19 protein-coding genes are annotated in these 17,932 nt (G+C 36.2%); 16 read left to right on the plus strand and 3 right to left on the minus strand.

Going from position 1 to position 17,932, the window contains the following annotated elements:
* Positions 1-16 precede the first annotated feature (16 nt).
* From atpE to AC6CHH_RS04685, 6 genes are all read left to right on the plus strand, one after another.
* Complete coding sequence (gene atpE / locus AC6CHH_RS04660; RefSeq protein ID WP_028070619.1) at positions 17-205, plus strand: ATP synthase F0 subunit C; 189 nt, start codon at positions 17-19, stop codon at positions 203-205.
* A gap of 108 nt (positions 206-313) precedes the next feature.
* Entirely contained in the window at positions 314-814 is a 501-nt protein-coding gene (locus AC6CHH_RS04665; protein ID WP_498280230.1) for a F0F1 ATP synthase subunit B, read from the plus strand.
* Positions 815-844: 30 nt separating this feature from the next.
* Entirely contained in the window at positions 845-1,390 is a 546-nt protein-coding gene (atpH, locus tag AC6CHH_RS04670) for an ATP synthase F1 subunit delta (protein WP_498280232.1), read from the plus strand.
* A 58-nt stretch (positions 1,391-1,448) separates the two neighbouring features.
* A complete protein-coding gene (gene atpA / locus AC6CHH_RS04675) occupies positions 1,449-3,023 on the plus strand; it encodes a F0F1 ATP synthase subunit alpha (RefSeq protein WP_498280234.1) in 1,575 nt (524 codons plus the stop codon).
* Positions 3,024-3,108: 85 nt separating this feature from the next.
* Positions 3,109-3,990 (plus strand): ATP synthase F1 subunit gamma, encoded by an 882-nt coding sequence (gene atpG / locus AC6CHH_RS04680; RefSeq protein WP_498280236.1) that lies wholly within the window; start codon positions 3,109-3,111, stop codon positions 3,988-3,990.
* 586 nt (positions 3,991-4,576) lie between these two features.
* Positions 4,577-5,236: a sterol desaturase family protein gene (locus AC6CHH_RS04685; protein WP_498280238.1), complete on the plus strand. Its 660-nt coding sequence runs from the start codon at positions 4,577-4,579 to the stop codon at positions 5,234-5,236.
* 18 nt (positions 5,237-5,254) lie between these two features.
* On the opposite strand, the gene AC6CHH_RS04690 is transcribed toward AC6CHH_RS04685, so the two are convergent.
* Positions 5,255-6,301, minus strand: a complete 1,047-nt coding sequence (locus tag AC6CHH_RS04690; protein WP_498280240.1) for a 3-oxoacyl-ACP synthase III family protein — start codon at positions 6,299-6,301, stop codon at positions 5,255-5,257.
* Positions 6,302-6,369: 68 nt separating this feature from the next.
* On the opposite strand from AC6CHH_RS04690, the gene AC6CHH_RS04695 reads away from it, so the two are divergent.
* From AC6CHH_RS04695 to AC6CHH_RS04710, 4 genes are all read left to right on the plus strand, one after another.
* Entirely contained in the window at positions 6,370-6,651 is a 282-nt protein-coding gene (locus AC6CHH_RS04695) for an ATP-dependent Clp protease adaptor ClpS (protein WP_498280242.1), read from the plus strand.
* An 88-nt stretch (positions 6,652-6,739) separates the two neighbouring features.
* Positions 6,740-9,223: a TonB-dependent receptor gene (locus AC6CHH_RS04700; RefSeq protein ID WP_498280244.1), complete on the plus strand. Its 2,484-nt coding sequence runs from the start codon at positions 6,740-6,742 to the stop codon at positions 9,221-9,223.
* Between the two features lie 59 nt (positions 9,224-9,282).
* A complete protein-coding gene (locus AC6CHH_RS04705; protein WP_498280246.1) occupies positions 9,283-10,098 on the plus strand; it encodes a 3-keto-disaccharide hydrolase in 816 nt (271 codons plus the stop codon).
* A complete protein-coding gene (locus AC6CHH_RS04710) occupies positions 10,098-11,210 on the plus strand; it encodes an SGNH/GDSL hydrolase family protein (protein ID WP_498280248.1) in 1,113 nt (370 codons plus the stop codon). The genes AC6CHH_RS04705 and AC6CHH_RS04710 overlap by 1 nt, the downstream gene beginning before the upstream one ends.
* A 5-nt stretch (positions 11,211-11,215) precedes the next feature.
* On the opposite strand, the gene AC6CHH_RS04715 is transcribed toward AC6CHH_RS04710, so the two are convergent.
* Positions 11,216-11,917: a YjjG family noncanonical pyrimidine nucleotidase gene (locus AC6CHH_RS04715; RefSeq protein ID WP_498280250.1), complete on the minus strand. Its 702-nt coding sequence runs from the start codon at positions 11,915-11,917 to the stop codon at positions 11,216-11,218.
* Between the two features lie 120 nt (positions 11,918-12,037).
* Between AC6CHH_RS04715 and AC6CHH_RS04720 the strand changes: the two genes are divergently transcribed.
* From AC6CHH_RS04720 to AC6CHH_RS04745, 6 genes are all read left to right on the plus strand, one after another.
* Positions 12,038-12,913, plus strand: coding sequence for a sensor histidine kinase (locus tag AC6CHH_RS04720; RefSeq protein WP_498280396.1), 876 nt, complete (start codon positions 12,038-12,040; stop codon positions 12,911-12,913).
* Positions 12,903-13,610: a response regulator transcription factor gene (locus AC6CHH_RS04725; protein WP_498280252.1), complete on the plus strand. Its 708-nt coding sequence runs from the start codon at positions 12,903-12,905 to the stop codon at positions 13,608-13,610. The genes AC6CHH_RS04720 and AC6CHH_RS04725 overlap by 11 nt, the downstream gene beginning before the upstream one ends.
* 6 nt (positions 13,611-13,616) lie before the next feature.
* On the plus strand, positions 13,617-14,132 hold the full coding sequence (locus AC6CHH_RS04730; protein WP_498280254.1) for a hypothetical protein: 516 nt from the start codon (positions 13,617-13,619) through the stop codon (positions 14,130-14,132).
* An 11-nt stretch (positions 14,133-14,143) separates the two neighbouring features.
* On the plus strand, positions 14,144-15,169 hold the full coding sequence (gene hemE / locus AC6CHH_RS04735; protein WP_498280398.1) for a uroporphyrinogen decarboxylase: 1,026 nt from the start codon (positions 14,144-14,146) through the stop codon (positions 15,167-15,169).
* Positions 15,170-15,307: 138 nt separating this feature from the next.
* Positions 15,308-15,859: a protoporphyrinogen oxidase HemJ gene (gene hemJ / locus AC6CHH_RS04740; RefSeq protein ID WP_498280256.1), complete on the plus strand. Its 552-nt coding sequence runs from the start codon at positions 15,308-15,310 to the stop codon at positions 15,857-15,859.
* Between the two features lie 10 nt (positions 15,860-15,869).
* The gene (locus AC6CHH_RS04745; RefSeq protein ID WP_498280258.1) at positions 15,870-16,376 is read left to right on the plus strand and encodes a hypothetical protein; all 507 of its coding nucleotides are present in this window, start codon (positions 15,870-15,872) and stop codon (positions 16,374-16,376) included.
* A 39-nt stretch (positions 16,377-16,415) separates the two neighbouring features.
* Here AC6CHH_RS04745 and AC6CHH_RS04750 read toward each other — a convergent pair whose 3' ends face one another.
* Complete coding sequence (locus tag AC6CHH_RS04750; RefSeq protein ID WP_498280260.1) at positions 16,416-17,846, minus strand: NAD-dependent succinate-semialdehyde dehydrogenase; 1,431 nt, start codon at positions 17,844-17,846, stop codon at positions 16,416-16,418.
* Positions 17,847-17,932: the final 86 nt, after the last annotated feature.

Below are 17,932 nucleotides of genomic sequence, written 5' to 3' on the forward strand. Positions count from 1 at the left end.
ATAAATAAATTTCATTATGTACAATTTAATTGGTGCAGGTTTAATCGTTATCGGTGCAGGTTTAGGTCTAGGTAAAATTGGTGGTTCAGCTATGGAAGCTATCGCTCGTCAACCAGAAGCAGCATCTAAAATTCAAACTGCGATGATCATCATTGGTGCCTTAGTTGAAGGTTTAGCATTCGGTGCTTTAATCTTAGGTAAATAATCCAAGTTGATTTAAAAGTACAAACATAACTTGCAACGGTTGGTTGCGAGTTATGTTTAACTAAAAACAAGAAATTAGAAATATTAAAATATAATAATAGAAATATAAATGGAGCAATTAATAAATGATTTTTCGTATGGTTTGTTCTTTTGGCAACTAATCATCTTATTGATAGTTATCTTTATCTTAGGAAAATTTGCTTGGAAACCAATTGTGAATGCTTTAGAAGAGCGCGAAAAAGGAATTTCCAATGCCCTAGCTTCTGCAGAGAATGCAAAGTTAGAAATGGCACGTTTGACTAATGAGAACGAACAGTTATTAAAACAAGCTCGCGAAGAGCGTGATTTAATCCTAAAGGAAGCGAAAGAACTGAAAGATAAAATCGTATCTGAAGCTAAAAATCTTGCGCAAGTAGAAGGTAGTAAATTAATAGAACAGGCTAAGCGTGAAATTGAAGATCAGAAATTAAGAGCTATGGCTGAGGTTAAAAATCAAGTATCTACCTTATCTTTAGAAATTGCACGTAAAGTATTAACAAGAGAATTTGAAGACCAAAACAAGCAAGAGTCACTTGTATCTGACTTGTTGAAGGATGTTAAATTAAACTAACTTAAGGTCACCAAATTTAATAATTAATGTATGTCAGTATTTAAAGTAGCTTCAAGATATGCCAAGTCATTAATTGACTTGTCCAGTGAACATCACAATCTGGATGTTGTTAAAGCCGATATGGAAGGTATTGTTGGGATTTTGAAATCCAATACAGAACTACAAGCGGTACTTAATAACCCAATTATTAAAACAGATAAGAAACAAGCGATCTTGAATGCTTTATTTAAAGATAAAGTAAATGAAGAGATATTAAGTTTTTTTGCCATTATGGTTAGGAAAGGCCGTTCTGAAATTGTTTATCCAACCGCTATAGAATTTATTAGCCAGTACAATGAACTTAAAGGAATTGTTCATGCTGAAGTTGTTTCGGCAATTCCTCTAACGGAGGCTAATCTAAGTGCTCTAAACCAACAAATTTCTCAAGAAATCAACGCTCAGGTTATTCTGAAAAATAAAGTAGATAAATCGTTGATAGGAGGCTTTATCGTTAAAGTTGGCGATAGACAATTGGATGTAAGTATCCAAGGTAAATTAAATAAATTGGAGAGACATTTCCAGAACCAAGGCATTTAGGCCACGGTGAAGAAATAAGAAATAATAGAATCAAAAACCCCTTATACGAATTTAAACAATGATAGAGGTAAGACCAGATGAAGTTTCGGCAATTCTAAGAGAGCAATTGTCAGGCTTTAAGTCAGCGGCCGAGTTAGAAGAAGTGGGTACTGTACTACAAGTTGGTGATGGTATCGCACGCATTTACGGCTTAACCAAAGTTCAATCAGGTGAGTTGGTTGAATTTGAGAATGGACTACAAGGTATTGTATTGAACTTGGAAGAAGACAACGTAGGTGTTGTACTTTTGGGTTCTTCAGACGAAATTAAAGAAGGAGATACCATTAAGCGTACCAATCGTATCGCATCAATTAATGTTGGTGAGGGTATGTTAGGTCGTGTGGTGAATACTTTGGGACAGCCTATTGATGGTAAAGGTCCAATCTTAGGCGAAACATACGAAATGCCTATCGAGCGTAAAGCTCCTGGGGTTATTTTCCGTCAGCCAGTAACCGAGCCTTTGCAAACTGGTATTAAAGCCATCGATGCGATGATCCCGGTTGGACGCGGGCAACGTGAACTTGTCATCGGTGACCGTCAGACAGGTAAGACAGCTGTTTGTATTGATACCATTATCAATCAAAAAGAATTTTATGATGCTGGTGAACCAGTTTTTTGTATATATGTAGCTATTGGACAGAAGAACTCGACCGTAGCGAATATTGTACGAGTTTTGGAAGAAAAAGGAGCAATGCCTTATACGGTTGTTGTTGCGGCTTCAGCTGCAGATCCTGCCCCGTTACAATTTTATGCGCCAATGGCAGGTGCTGCTATCGGTGAGTATTTCCGTGATACAGGCCGTGCTGCATTAATCGTGTATGACGATTTGTCTAAGCAAGCTGTTGCTTACCGTGAAGTGTCTTTATTGTTAAGACGTCCTCCTGGTCGTGAGGCATATCCTGGGGATGTATTTTACCTTCACTCTCGTTTATTAGAGCGTGCTGCTAAAATTAATTCATCAGATGAAATTGCAAGCAATATGAACGATTTACCTGCATCTTTAAAAGACAAAGTTAAAGGTGGTGGGTCACTAACTGCTCTTCCAATTATTGAAACGCAAGCTGGTGATGTGTCTGCTTATATTCCTACCAATGTAATTTCAATTACAGATGGTCAGATTTTCTTAGAATCGAACTTGTTTAATGCGGGTATACGTCCTGCAATCAATGTGGGTATCTCAGTATCTCGTGTAGGCGGTAATGCACAAATTAAATCGATGAAGAAGGTAGCAGGTACATTGAAACTAGATCAGGCACAATTCCGTGAATTGGAAGCATTTGCTAAGTTTGGTTCTGATTTAGACGCTGCGACTAAATCTGTGTTAGATAAAGGTGCCCGTAATGTTCAAATTCTTAAACAAGGACAATATTCTCCAGTTTCAGTAGAAAAACAAGTTGCTATTATTTATGCTGGAACAAAAGGTTTATTGCGTAGCGTTCCTGTTGATAAAGTCAGACAATTTGAAGATGAATATTTAACGCAATTGGAGCAACGTCATCCAGAAGTACTATCTGCCCTTAAAGCTGGTAAATTTACGGATGAATTAACGAATGTTTTAGAAAAGGTAGCTAAGGAATTAGCTTCTAAATATTAATAAGATCTGAAATTTTTCAAAGTAACAGCAAATGATTCTTTTGTTTCTGTTGCTTTGATCTCATTTTCAAATCTAGAGAACATATATGGCAAACTTAAAAGAAGTTAGAAATCGAATTACCTCCGTTTCCTCGACGCAACAGATTACCAAAGCGATGAAGATGGTATCTGCAGCGAAGTTGAAACGTGCGACCAATGCGATCATTCAATTACGCCCTTACGCGAATAAATTGAGAGATATATTGGCACAGGTTTCTTCCTCTGTGGAGGGTAATAATTCGCCTTATACAGAAGACCGAATTCCTACGAAGGTTTTGATTATTGTAGTAACCTCAAATAGAGGATTAGCAGGTGCATTTAATGCGAATGCGATTAAAACTGCAAATAATTTGATTGCAAGTAAATATGCAGATCAATTTGCTAGGGGAGATGTTGGTATTATTGCCATAGGTAAACGTGGTCATGATTTCTTTAGTAGACGCAATTTCAATGTGATCGGTAATAATAATGAACTTTTTAATAATCTAAATTTTGAAAATGTTTCTAAGATTACGGATTATGTGATGGAACAATTTAAAGAAGGAAGCATTGATCGTGTTGAGGTGGTTTATAATCAATTCCGCAATGCTGCCGTTCAAGTTCTGACCTCTGAACAGCTTCTGCCTTTATCGGCTGAGGTTGAGAGTGATAAAGAAACTGTAGAATTAGATTACATTATCGAGCCTTCTAAAGAGAAAATTATTGAAGAGCTGATTCCAAAAGCAATAAAAATTCAATTGTATAAAGCTGTGTTAGATTCTAATGCTTCTGAACATGGTGCGCGAATGACCGCAATGGACAAAGCAACAGAGAATGCCGGTGATTTGCTACGTCAATTAAAATTATCATACAATCAGGCCCGTCAAGCTGCAATTACGACGGAATTAACAGAAATCGTTTCTGGAGCTGCCGCATTGTCAAACGGATAAAAAATAGTATATAAGGTTTAAAGAAACCATTTAGCTTCAGCTAGATGGTTTTTTTTATGTTCTTAGCTCTTTATTTTAGTTTTATTTAATTTTTTTGTAAATTGTACATCATTTAAATTGATTATCGATAAAAATTATCATGTTATGAGCTATTTATTTATTCTTATCAGTGGACTTAAATGAGTTTTATTCTGATGTTCCCTTCATTGGTATAAAAGCTCAAATAATACTTTTCCTAAACAATACTATAATGAATAAAAAGGGCTTTCGCAGATAGGTTATCGTATCCAACAATTGGTCAAAGTAAATTAATACAGATTCTTTTGTTGGAACAATGTGGAGCAAAAAATAGTCTAAATCGCCAGCTTTTTAAGTTTATGATCTCGTTGGTATGATAGATTTAGTTCTCGTTCTTTTGACTTTTTAAAAAAAGAAGCTCGTTTTTCCTGACTTTTATCTGAAAATTGTCAGAAAATAAGGAATTCTATTTAAGCCTTCACTTAAATATTATTTTTGTTTACTCTTTCTAGTATATCAAATAAAATGTCTTGTATACGCGAAAGAGATTGTTAAAAATCATATTGATATGTCTAAGAAGTTATTTGTTTCGAATTCCTCCTCTTCCTCTAGAATGTTCAAGAATAATTTCCTTGAGTCGTTAACGAAGGTTCATTATTCAGTACCCTTAATATTCTATATACCAGTCATTGTCTATTTTGTTTGGAAAGCAGCTGTTCCAGGTAATCTTTCTGGCACCTGGGTGATGACCTATTATTTATTTGGCTTAGCATTCTGGACTTTTGCAGAGTATATTTTGCATAGGTGGGTATTCCATTTTGAACCCAAGGGTAAGTTGGGGCGTAGGATTCACTTTATTTTTCATGGTGTCCATCATGATTTTCCTAAAGATAGATTACGCTTGGTTATGCCTTTGTCAGCAAGTATCCCTATGGCAAGCATTATTTATTTATTGTTTTATATTTTTATTCCAGAATATCCATTGGGTTCTTTTTTTGGCGGTTTTTTAACAGGTTATTTAATCTATGATGAATGCCACTATGCCATGCATCATGCTAATTTTAAAGCGGGATGGTTTAAGAAAATTAAAGACCACCATATGCTTCATCATTATTCAGACCCAGAAAAAGGTTTTGGAGTAAGTTCGTACATTTGGGACGTAATTTTTAACTCCGGATTTAATAAGGATAATTCGAAGAATACTAGGAAAAACAATAAAATAGATTAAAATATACTCAGCCTTAGTTTACCATCGAATCAAGGCTGATCCCCATGTAAACCCAGCACCAAAAGCCGCTAAACAGACCAGATCCCCGTCTTTAATTTTTCCTTCTTCCCAAGCCTCACATAATGCGATCGGAACAGAAGCCGCCGTCGTATTTCCATATTTTTGAATATTATTAAACACTTGGTCATCTCTTAATCTTAAGGTTTTTTGCACATACTGAGAAATTCGAAGATTGGCCTGGTGTGGAATCAACATGTCTATGTCAGTTGACCCAAGTTTGTTTTTAGCCAATGCTTCTACAATTACCTCAGGAAATTTAACGACCGCTTTTTTGAAAACAGCTTGCCCATCCATATAGGGAAAGGCAGACCCATCCTCTAACATTTCTTTAGTCATCAACATTCCCCCTAATTCTTGATCTGGCCAGTCAGGCTTATTTTCCAAGTAGCAACCAGCGGAGGCACCTGGATAATACATGGCGAGCTTTTCTGCTTCTGTTCCATCGGAATGTAGGTGAGTACTCAAAATTCCTTTGTTTTGATCTGAGCTAGGTTGTAAAATCACAGCGCCTGCACCGTCCCCGAAAATAACAGAGACCCCTCGTCCTCGGGTAGAAAAATCCAAGGCAAAGGAATGTTTTTCCGAACCAACAACCAATATGTTCTTATACATTCCTGTTTTAATAAATTGATCAGCAATGGATAAGGCATATATAAATCCTGAACATTGATTTCTAACATCTAATGCCCCAACTTCTTTCATTTTTAATTCACGCTGCAGTAGTACACCACATCCCGGAAAATAGTAATCCGGTGATAATGTTGCAAATATTACAAAATCAATTTCCTCAGCGGTGGTATTGGCGCGTGTCATTGCGATTTTTGATGCCTCGACAGCCATACTGGTTGTGGTTTCACCAAAACGATCCGCATATCTTCGTTCTTGGATTCCTGTGCGTTCTTGAATCCACTCATCGCTTGTTTCCATGAAACGTGTTAGATCATTATTCGTATATATATTTTTTGGGACGTAATATCCTAGCCCAGCTATTTTTGATTGAAACATAAGATTAACCTAAGTGTATAATTCTCCAAAATTACGTATTTATTTGAAAAATAACTTATTTTTGCAGTATGAGCGTTGAGGTAGAACAGGAAACATTTACACTTGAGGAAATATTAGCTAGTACAAAATCCTCTAACAGGCTGATCCTTTGGAATGATGAAATTAACACGTTTGATCATGTTATTCATTGTCTGAAGCATTATCTTCAATATTCGGAATCAGAGGCTGAAAAAATAGCCTGGACAGTCCACACAAAAGGTAAATGTTGTGTACTCGAAGGATCGAAAACTGAAATGGAAATTTACCGTAAAATCCTTAAGACGGAAGGATTGACCGTTTCCATCGAGTAATAAACCGCGTAAAATTGCAGTTACTATCCCTATTCTTACCTAATTATTACGCAACTTTGGAGGGTTAATTCACAAACTCAAACTCAAGATGCTACGTAAGAAAGTTTTTATTTCTCTTCTAATTTTATTCCCACTTTTCATTTTTGCCCAAAAAGTTGACTTAAAAGGAACTGTTTTAGAACAAGATGCTATCACAACTGCTCCTGGAGCAACTATTAACCTATTGTCAAACTCTGTACAAATTCGTGCACAAAAATCAAATTCAAAAGGTGATTTTTTAATTCAAGATGTAGAACCTGGTATTTATGTGTTACAAATATCTTATTTAGGATTTGAAACCTATACAAAAGATAAGGTTGAGGTCATTGCAAATAAAGATGTTGATTTCGGTAAAATTATTCTAATAGAAAAAGGAGAAACTCTTTCTGAAATAGTTGTTCAAGGAAAAATACCAGATCTTCAAATAGGAATTGATAAAAAAGTTTTTGATGTTTCTCAAAGTATGGTTAGTGCGGGTGGATCTGCTCAAGACTTATTGGGGAATGTTCCAACACTGCAAGTGGAATCTGACGGAGCGATTAGCCTGAGAGGATCAAGTAATGTGCGGATTTTGGTTGATGGGAAGGAATCAGCGATGGCTGGCTCAGACATTAATTCATTCTTACAATCATTGCCCGCTGATGCTATCTCAAAAGTAGAAATCATGACTAATCCATCAGCAAAACATGACGCACAGGGACAGTCAGGAATTGTTAATATAATCCTCAAGAAAAATATTAGAACCGGTTTGAATGGTTCCGTAAATGCCTCAGGTGGTTCCTATGGAAATGCGAATGCTGGCGTTACCTTGAATTACCGTCCAGGCAAGCTAAATTACTTCGGTAGCTATAACTTTAGTCGTCGTAAAAATGTCGGAGGTGGCTTTAATGACAATACTGAATTAATCAATGGAATCGTTCAAGATACGAGTGCAAGGACCTATACAAATGAGGAAAGTTCTCGTTTGGGGTATAATCATACTTTCCGCTTAGGAGCGGATTACTATGCCGGTGAAAAAACGGTTATTAGTTTGGGGACCAATTTCAGTGTTCGTGATAATGAACGAGGCAATGATATCAAGTATACTTATTGGAATATTCCGGAATACGGCTCCTCGGCCTTCCGAAAAACAACGCAATTTGAGGATGATCTTGGATTTGACTTGCAATTAGATCTTAAGCAAGAATTTAAGCGCGAGGGTGAGGAATTAATGGCTAATATTTCATTTGGCAATGACACGGAGGAAGGTACGAATAGCTTCTTTCAAAACTATGCCAGCGGCAGAAAAGCCTTGGAACGTGAAAATACTACATCTGAAGATGGATCTAATTGGAACTTGCAGTTGGATTATACATTACCCTTTTCCGAAGATCATAAATTTGAGGCCGGCTACCGATCGATGATCAGGAATTCTAACGATAGACAGTATTCAGAGTTAAGAGATACGCTGACGAATATTTTTAACCCAGATTACAATGTGAGTAATGATTTTGAGATGCAGAGTTTAGTTCACGCATTGTATGCAAATTATCAACGTAAACTTAGTTCGAAATTTGGAATGCAAGTTGGTTTACGTGCTGAACAAGCAAACTTGAATACCAATTACTCTAGGCTTGATCCAAACCTTTCTGAGGAAGAAAGGTACACCCAAGGAAAATTGGATTATTTCAGAATATATCCTTCCGTATTTTTAAGCTATGCCGTTGGTCAAGGTCAAGGCGATAAAGTGCAATTAAGTTATACTCGACGTGTAGAACGACCAAGGGGATGGCAAGTAAATCCATTCTTGGACATTTCGGACGAGCAAAATTACCGTCAAGGAAATCCTAACTTATTACCTCAGGATATTCATTCCATGGAGTTGAGTTTTTCGAAGTTTTATGATAATTGGAATTTCATCAGTTCTGCATATTACCGTAGAGTTAATGATATGTTTATGCCTTTTATGTATCCTGATTCTTTAATTTCTGAAGTTGTTGGCGATCGGAGTAACGTGACCTTTATGAGATGGGAGAATGTGGCTGATAATAATTCTATGGGTTTGGAATTAATCAGTAAGGTGAACATCTTCAATTGGTGGGATGTTACTGCAAATGCAAATGCCTTTTATATGAACATGACTCCTAAGGAAGGATTTGATGTACACTCTACCTCTAATTTTAATTGGAATGGAAATCTAACTACCAATATTAAATTTGCACCAACATGGTCAACTCAAATTCGAGGGGATTTTAGGAGTGGAATGAAAACTCTTCAAGGTGAAATGAAAGCAATGAAGGGTGTAGATATTGCAGTTAAGAAAGATTTATTCAAAAATCGTGCGAATATCATGCTAAATATTCGAGACGTTTTTGATACACGTAGATTCGAGATGGAAAATTATCTCCCTAATCAGAAGATCCATTTTTCCCATCGATGGATGAAACGTACTTTTAACCTTTCTTTTACCTACCGCTTCGGCATTCAGGATCTTGGAAAGAAAAAGAGATCTGAACCAGAAGAGATGGAGGACATGGGAGGACAGCAATTTTAATCCTTGCATTTACAATTTGTTTCATTAAATTTAAACCTTAAAATAAATCAACTTTTACTATGAAAAGAAATTTTGTGTTTGTATTGATTGGCGTAATCGGGCTTACGGTTGCCTCGTGTGCGAGTAAGAGCTCTACGGCTTCATCAGAAACAAGTCCTGCTTATGAAATACTTAATCTGCCGAAAGTAAATATAAAGGAATTTCGTAAAAATTCTTCCGGTGCCTATGTCTTATTTGACGGGTCTTCATTGAATGGCTGGAGAGGTTATAATAAAGAAAATGTGCCTAACAAATGGGCAATTGACAATGGAACATTGAAATTTTCAAGTGCTCCTGCGGGTGTGAGCGCTCCAGAAGGTGGCGATCTTATATTTGCGCATGATTTTAAAAATTTCGAATTGGAGTTTGAATGGAAAATTTCAGAGGCGGGAAATTCAGGTGTATTTTTCCTAGCTAAAGAAGTTAAAGGTCAACCGATCTACGTTTCATCGCCTGAGTACCAATTATTAGATAATGAAAAGCATCCTGATGCTAAAATGGGAGTAGATGGTAATCGTAAATCTGGTTCATTATACGATATGATCCCTGCTAAACCTCAAAACTCTTTTCCAGCAGGTCAGTGGAATCGCGCAAAAATTGTGGTAAACAAGGGCAAGGTTACTCATTATCAAAACGATGAAAAAGTAGTGGAATATGAACTGTGGACCCCTGAGTGGACTCAATTAATTGAATCGAGTAAATTTAGCAAGGAAAAATGGCCTTTAGCTTATGAATTATTAACCAATGTCGGTGGAAAATCTAAATCAGGAGTAATTGGTTTTCAAGATCATGGAAATGATATTTGGTTGAAAAATGTAACAGTCAAAGTTCTTTAATGAAAAAGATATTTATGATAACAAAGGAGAGTGCAATTTGTGCTCTCCTTTGCGTTTGTGTATTTTTTGCGCAGGCTCAAAAAATTAATTGGGAGAATCCTGCTCAAAAAAAAGCTCTACAAGGCAGAGTAAATTCGCTTAACACGCAGGATGGCTATCATCGGTTGCCTATATCTCTTGAAGATAAGGTCCGCAAATCTGTATGGAACTTAGGAACGCAATCCGCTGGCGTGTATGTTGATTTTAAAACTCAGGCAGATAGCATTTTTATCCGCTATAAGGTAAATGGCAATCTAAATATGCCCCATATGCCTACTACGGGTGTAAGTGGGTTAGATTTGTACGTAAAGGGCGAAAATGCGAAGAATTGGAAATGGGCACATGGTCGTTATCATTTTACAGACACCATTCACTATAGTTTTGAAAATATTGGCCAAAATACGGGGTCTGTTTTTCGTCTCTACTTACCCTTGTACAATTCAGTAGATTGGTTGGAGATAGGCGTAAAGCAAGGGGATAAAATTACTTACACTAGTAACAGTGAAAAGCCAATTGTAGTTTATGGTACTTCCATTGCTCAAGGTGCTTGTGCGAGCAGACCGGGATTGGCCTGGACTGGTTTTTTGGGTAGAAATTTCACAAATCCCGTGATCAACCTTGGTTTCTCAGGTAATGGTCGTTTGGAACAACCAATTTTAGATTTAATAAATCAACAGGATGCCTCAGTTTTCATATTGGACTGTATTCCAAATCTCTCCATAAAAGGTCAAACAAGTGAGGAGAAATTTGTTCAGATCTTAAAAAATGCGGTTACGACTTTAAGAAAAAAACACCCTAAGACACCAATAATTTTTACTGCCCATAGTGCTAGCAATTTGAGTGAGGTTTTAAACAAAACAAGTAATGAAGAATATAATCTAAGTACTTCTGTAGGAAAAACACTCATTAAGTCCTTAATTGCTCAGGGCGATAAGAATCTATATTGGTTGGATAGCGAGGAATTGAACATGGATATCAATTCAACGGTTGATTATGCTCATCCAAATGACATCGGAATGCAAAAAATTGCTGATGCTTATACCTTGTTAATTCAGAATATTTTAGGAAATTAATTTTCCTAAAATATTTCCTGTAATTCTTTTAAATCGACAATCATATGTGGAATATCCTCTGGTCTTTGTGCGGCTATTGGATTGAAAAAAATTGCTTCAATCCCTGCACTCATGGCTCCTCGAACATCTGCATCTAAATTATCACCTATCATCACTGCATCTTCTTTTTGGGCATTTCCATAATGTAATGCATGTTGAAAAATACGGGAATCTGGTTTGTTTATTCCAACAATTTCTGAGATGACGATAGTTTTGAAATAAGGACTGAGTTTACTATGCTCTAATTTCATTTCGCATGCTTCTTTAAATCCATTCGAAATTAAATGAAGCGTATATTTCTCTTTAAGGTATCTTAAGGTTTCATGGGCATTTGGAAACAGATTTGTTTTGGTGGGGCATATTGCTAAATATTCCTCTTCAAATTGTTGTGGAAATAGCAAGGGGTCTACACCTAGCTGAGTAAAGGTGTCTTCAAAACGATATCTTCTTAAAGCCTGTTTGTCTATTTTGCCATGGTGGTAAAGGTGCCATAATCGGTGATTGTTCTGGGTATAGGTCTCGATAAAAAGATCAGACGTTGAAGCCTGAAATAGTAGATCAAATTTGTGTTTAAAGTAAAGATCATGCAAAGTTTCTTCTGCATTTTTATCAAAGTCCCAAATAGTATGATCTAGGTCGAAGAATAAGTGTTTTTTATGTTGAAACATTCACAAATATACTGTCAATTAGCCTTGGCTCAAATTTCTATTCTAACTTTTCTGTCATAATATGTACCATGTTTTCTAATCAAAGCGTATTTAAGTACATTTGTGATGGAATCAGCATATATGAAAAAATCTTTATTTCTATTTTACTTCTTAATATTATATGCCATTACGCAATTGTTTTGGTGGGGGTATATTTTAATTAAGTTTGAGCCAGACAGAAAAGGCATGATTGTAGGTGAAGGCTTAATTTTCTTGTTGATTTTTGTCTGGGGGGCACTTCGTCTCAAAAGACAGATGAAACGGGAACATGAGCATAATCAGCAACAGCAAAATTTTTTATTAGCAATTACTCATGAATTAAAATCGCCTTTAGCCTCGGTAAAACTATACATTCAAACTATTTTGAAACGCAAATTAGATGGAGAACAGCAAAAAATGTTTTTATCAAACTCTTTAAAAGACATTGAGCGTCTGGATGATTTGGTGGAAAATGTACTGTTAACTACTAAATTGGAAAATAGAGCATATAATCTTCCCAAAGAGTTGTTTAATATGTCCGAGCTTGTTAAACAAATTGTCGATCGACTACAAAAAAACTCTTGTAAATCTCAAGTAATCCATTCTGATATTGAAGAAAACATCGAATTGAAAGCAGATAAATTTGCTATAAGTAATGTGATTACAAATCTGGTAGAGAATGCAGTCAAATATTCACCTCCATGTGCCAGCGTTTTTGTGAATCTGAAACAACAGGAAGGAAACTTGTTATTTTCAGTTGCTGATTTTGGTGAAGGCATTCCAGAGGACGAAAAAAAGCTTATATTTAATAAGTTTTATAGAGTTGGAAGTGAGGCAACCAGAAAAACCAAAGGAACTGGTTTAGGGTTATATATCGTAAAAACTGTTTTACAGAAACATTATGCTACCATCAAGGTGAAAGATAATACACCCTCAGGTAGTATTTTTGAAGTAATTTTTGAAAATTATGCAAACTAAGCAACGTATACTATTAGTAGAAGATGAAGAACATCTTTTGGAAGCAATCAAATTAAATTTAGAGCTTGAGGGTTATCGCGTAACAACAGCGACCGACGGTAAAAAGGCTCTAAAAATCTTTAAAGAGGAGAGGTTCAACCTGATTATTTTGGATGTAATGATTCCAGAAATTGATGGTTTCCAAGTCGCAGAAACGATTCGCTTGCAGAATTCAGAAGTCCCAATTATGTTTTTAACAGCCAAGAACAGTTCTGAAGATCGAATTACTGGTTTAAAAAAGGGAGCTGACGATTACTTGGTTAAGCCTTTTAATTTGGAAGAACTAATCCTTCGCGTTAGTAATTTGATCCGCAGAGGAATGAAAGGAGATGATTTAAAAGAATTAAATTCCTATACCATAGGTGATAAGACAATTTATTTCAATTCTTTTGAGTTGCATCATACGGATGGAAGTATTACTTCTCTGACTAAAAAAGAAACGATGTTATTGAAGTTACTAATTGAACGTAGAAATGAGGCTGTTTCACGGGAGCAAATTTTGGAAACAGTTTGGAACTATGATGTATACCCGTCAACCCGTACCATTGATAATTTTATTTTAACGTTTAGAAAATATTTTGAGCCTGATCAAAAACACCCAATCTATTTTCACTCTATTCGAGGGGTCGGTTATAAATTTACCGATAATCAGAATTAGTATACGATGAATAGGAAAGCACGTATAATTGTAATCGCAATTGCGGTTGCATTTCTCTTGTATGCTGTCTATGCAAAACATTATAATTTTATAGTTTATATATTTGGTGGTATAACCTATTTGGTTTGGAGCTACCTTAGGGAGGGGACTGTTTATCTGGCCACCCAAGCTTTCCACAAGAAAGATTATGAAAAAACGAAAGCTTTACTGGCAGAGATAAAAAATCCTGATCAACTCAGGAAAGGTAGACGAAATTTTTATGAATTTATGATGGGTAACATTGCTCTGAAAGAAGATCGGATTGATGATGCTGAATACCACTTTCAATTGGCATCCCGATTGCCTTGGCGAAAGGACAACGAAAAAGGTATGGTATTGATCAACCTGGCGAACATAAACCTCAAAAAAAAAGATTACCAAAGGGTTGCTGGTTATATAGAGTCCGCTGAAAAGTTGAAACTCACTGCCAGGCAACAAGCAATTATTGATAAAATAAAAAACGAAGAAAAAAAATACAAATAGTGTACAAAGAATTGGAAAACGATTTATTTATTCGTGCTGCATGGTCGCAGCCTACGGAAAGACCTCCTGTCTGGATGATGCGTCAAGCAGGACGGTTTATGAAAGAATATTGGGAAATTAAAAATAAATATTCTTTTTTGGAGATGTGTAAAACCCCAGAAATTGCTGCAGATGTAACTATGCTGCCAATTGATCTTTTGGGTGTGGATGCGGCAATATTGTTTTCGGATATCTTGGTTACAGCCGAGGCGATGGGTGGTGATCTATCCTTTGAACAGGGGATAGGACCTCGATTTTCAAATCCAGTTAGGACACTGAAAGATGCTGAGCGCCTATCTGTAGATTGCTTGGATAAACTACAATATGTAGCAGAAGCTATCAAAGTGATTCAGCAGCGCTTGAATAGTAAGGTTCCATTGATTGGCTTTGCTGGTGCACCCTTCACAATCTTGAGTTATTTGGTCGAAGGAGCCTCTTCAAAAGATTTTAAATTAACAAAGACTTTACTGAATAATGAACCTGAACTTGCTCATCTTATTTTACAAAAAATAGCCGATGTAACTATCGCTTATTTGAACCTTCAAATTGAGTCAGGTGTGAACGCTATTCAGTTATTTGATAGTTGGGCTCAGGCGTTATCTTGGAATGATTACTTAGAATTCGCTCATAAATATAATGTGTATATCCTGTCAAATTTAAATAGAAAAGATATTCCCGTTATTTCCTTTTGTAAAGGTAGTTCTGTGTTTGCTCCGGTGATGGCACAGGCAAAACCAGATGTAATTTCAGTGGATTGGAATGCCGATTTATTGAATGTCAAAAAATCTTTACCCGGTGGAATTGCCGTTCAAGGTAACCTAGATCCATTTGTGCTATATGCAGAAAAGCGTGTCATCAGAAAAAAAATTCTTGATCTTTTTGAGCGAATGCGTGGCGAGGAAGGGTTTATATTTAATCTTGGACACGGAATTATGCCTGATATCCCGTTCGATAACGTAAAATATGCTATTGAAACAATTAAAGAATTTAGGTATTGATATTCTACTTAAATAGAATAAAACTAAAAACAAATGGAAAGTTAAATAAGCTTTCCATTTGTTTTTTTAAGTAAAGCTGACCTACTGATGTCGCTTTTTGTTGATTTAATTTATATTTTTGAAATTTAATCACTTCTTATGCTCTATTTGTACGCAAAAGCAATTCATGTCATTTTTGTTATTTGTTGGATGGCTTGCCTTTTTTATATGCCTAGATTATTTGTATACCATACTGAGGCAAAATTAAAGTCCGAGCTGGAGTATCAAATTCTACATACACAATTTATACTTATGGAAAAGAGGCTATGGATGATTATTGCCACTCCTTCAATGTATCTGGTGATTGCATCTGCCCTTGTTATGCTGTATATTAATCCTTCCCTGTTGAGTGCCTCATGGATGCAAATTAAACTTTGTTTTGTGGCAGGACTGATTGTTTACCATTTCGTATCTCAGGACATCATGAATAAGTTGAAAAACGGCCGGTCTTCCTGGACTTCCACACAATTGCGTTTATGGAATGAGGTCTCCACGGTGATTTTGTTTGCTATCGTTTTTTTGGTAATCTTAAAATCAACGACAGGTTGGGTCTTTGGTGTAATTGGCTTATTATCCTTGAGTATTGTATTAATGATTGTGGTAAAACTGTATAAAAAATATAGACAACGTAGGGGCGAACCTACAAATTAGACATATGAATATGAAAAAATTATTTTTAATCCTTTGTATGACGTTCCTCTTCAGTTTGACTAAAGGACAAGAACACAACTTTGCTTTTGGATTCTACGGTGATATACAATTAGAGAATACAGATTATGATGCCAGTTTTGGCGTGCAGGGGAAATATGAGTTTACTAATTTCCAAGGTATACAGGCGCAGGTGCATGGTCGTGGCGACTTTGTTGGTATTGGAGCAGATTACATTTTGAATTTTCTTGATAAAGAAAAGTCCAATTTCAATATTTTTGCTGGAGCAGGATTAAGTCAGGAATTCTTTACTTATGACTTTGCTGTAGATGCCCAAGGGGAGGAGCCCTTCCAAGGAAAAGAGAATTTTTCTAAAGCAATTGGACAATTAGGCATCAGTTACTATTTCAATGAAGTTGATCTATCCATTTACACAGGATATAAGCTTAAATATCAATTTAAAAATGAGTTGCTAGAACCAAACTACATGATTTTTGGTGTTCGCTACCATCTTTGGTAAATAGGCTGTTTTTCCATAGTAATCATCATGCTTTTTTTATCATTGTCCATAGCAAATGTATTTTATTTCTTGATATTCCTCTAATCCGTATTTTGATCCTTCCCTTCCTAAACCTGATTGTTTAACACCGCCGAATGGTGCCGAAGAGTTTGATATTAATCCCGTGTTAACGCCAACCATTCCCGCTTCTAACTTTTCTGCGACCCGAATACATCGATGAATATTTTCACTGTAGAAATAAGAGGCTAATCCAAATGGTGTATCATTTGCTAGTTTTATAACCTCATCTTCAGTTTTAAACTTAAACAAAGCACAAATTGGTCCGAAGGTTTCCTCTTTAGAAATTATACTTTTAGAATCTACCTGCGATAAAACAGTCGGTTCGAAAAATAATCCCGTAATTCTTTTCCCTCCAGTTTCCAATTTTGCTCCTTTTGCTAGGGCATCCCTGAGGTGTTCTTCGACTTTATTAAGTCCTTTTTCGTTAATAAGTGGTCCTACTTGACTTTTCTTGTCTAGACCATCTCCAACAATTAGAGATTTAACAGCCAAACTTAGCTTTTGGGTAAACCTATCATAGACTTGCTCCTGAACATAAAATCTATTGACGGAAACGCAGGTTTGTCCGGTGTTTCTAAATTTACCTGAAATAGCACCGCTAACCGCTTTATCAATATCTGCATCATCAAAAACAATAAATGGAGCATTCCCGCCTAATTCCAAAGAAATTCTTTTGATGGTAGAGGATGCTTGCTCCATGAGCGTCTGACCTACTGATGTAGAACCGGTAAAGGAAATTTTTCGAACCAGTTCATTACTCGCTAACTCTTTTCCAAGAGCTTTGCTATCCCTTGAGGTTATGATGTTGATGACACCTTTTGGGAAACCTGCCTGATCTGCTAGTTTGGCTAATGCTATTGCCGAAAAAGGTGTTTGAGATGCTGGCTTAATGACCAATGTGCAACCAGAAGCCAAAGCTGGGGCGAGTTTTCGAGTAATCATCGCTAATGGAAAATTCCAGGGTGTAATTGCTGCAACTACGCCTATTCCTTGTTTGATGGTTTGAAGCCTAGCATTTCCTGTAATTGAAGGTATCGTTTCCCCATATGCCCTTTTTGCTTCTTCTGCAAACCATTCTATAAATGAGTTCGCATATTCTACCTCTGTAAGCGATTCTGTAATGGGTTTGCCACTTTCAATAGTCATGATCTGGGCAAGTTCTTCTTGGTGAGTCGAAATCAAGACAGATAACCTCTTAAGCAAATTAGACCGTTCTCCAACAGACACTTCTTTCCAGCTCGTCCAGGCTTGATGGGCCGTAAAAATAAATTCTTGACAATCCTTAACCGTTAAATCAGGCATCTTTCCTATGGATAGTTGGGTGGATGGATTGATAACATCAAATGTCTTGTCTGCGCCTATAAATAAACCATTATGATAGGATTTTTCTAGAAACAAAGAATTTTTCATTTTATATTTTTTTACTGCAACAATTTGAGTGAGGCTATGTTTGGAATTTAATATTCTTTCTAAAAAGTTCTAACAAAAAATGGAGG

This window comes from Sphingobacterium sp. GQ94, from assembly GCF_059758715.1.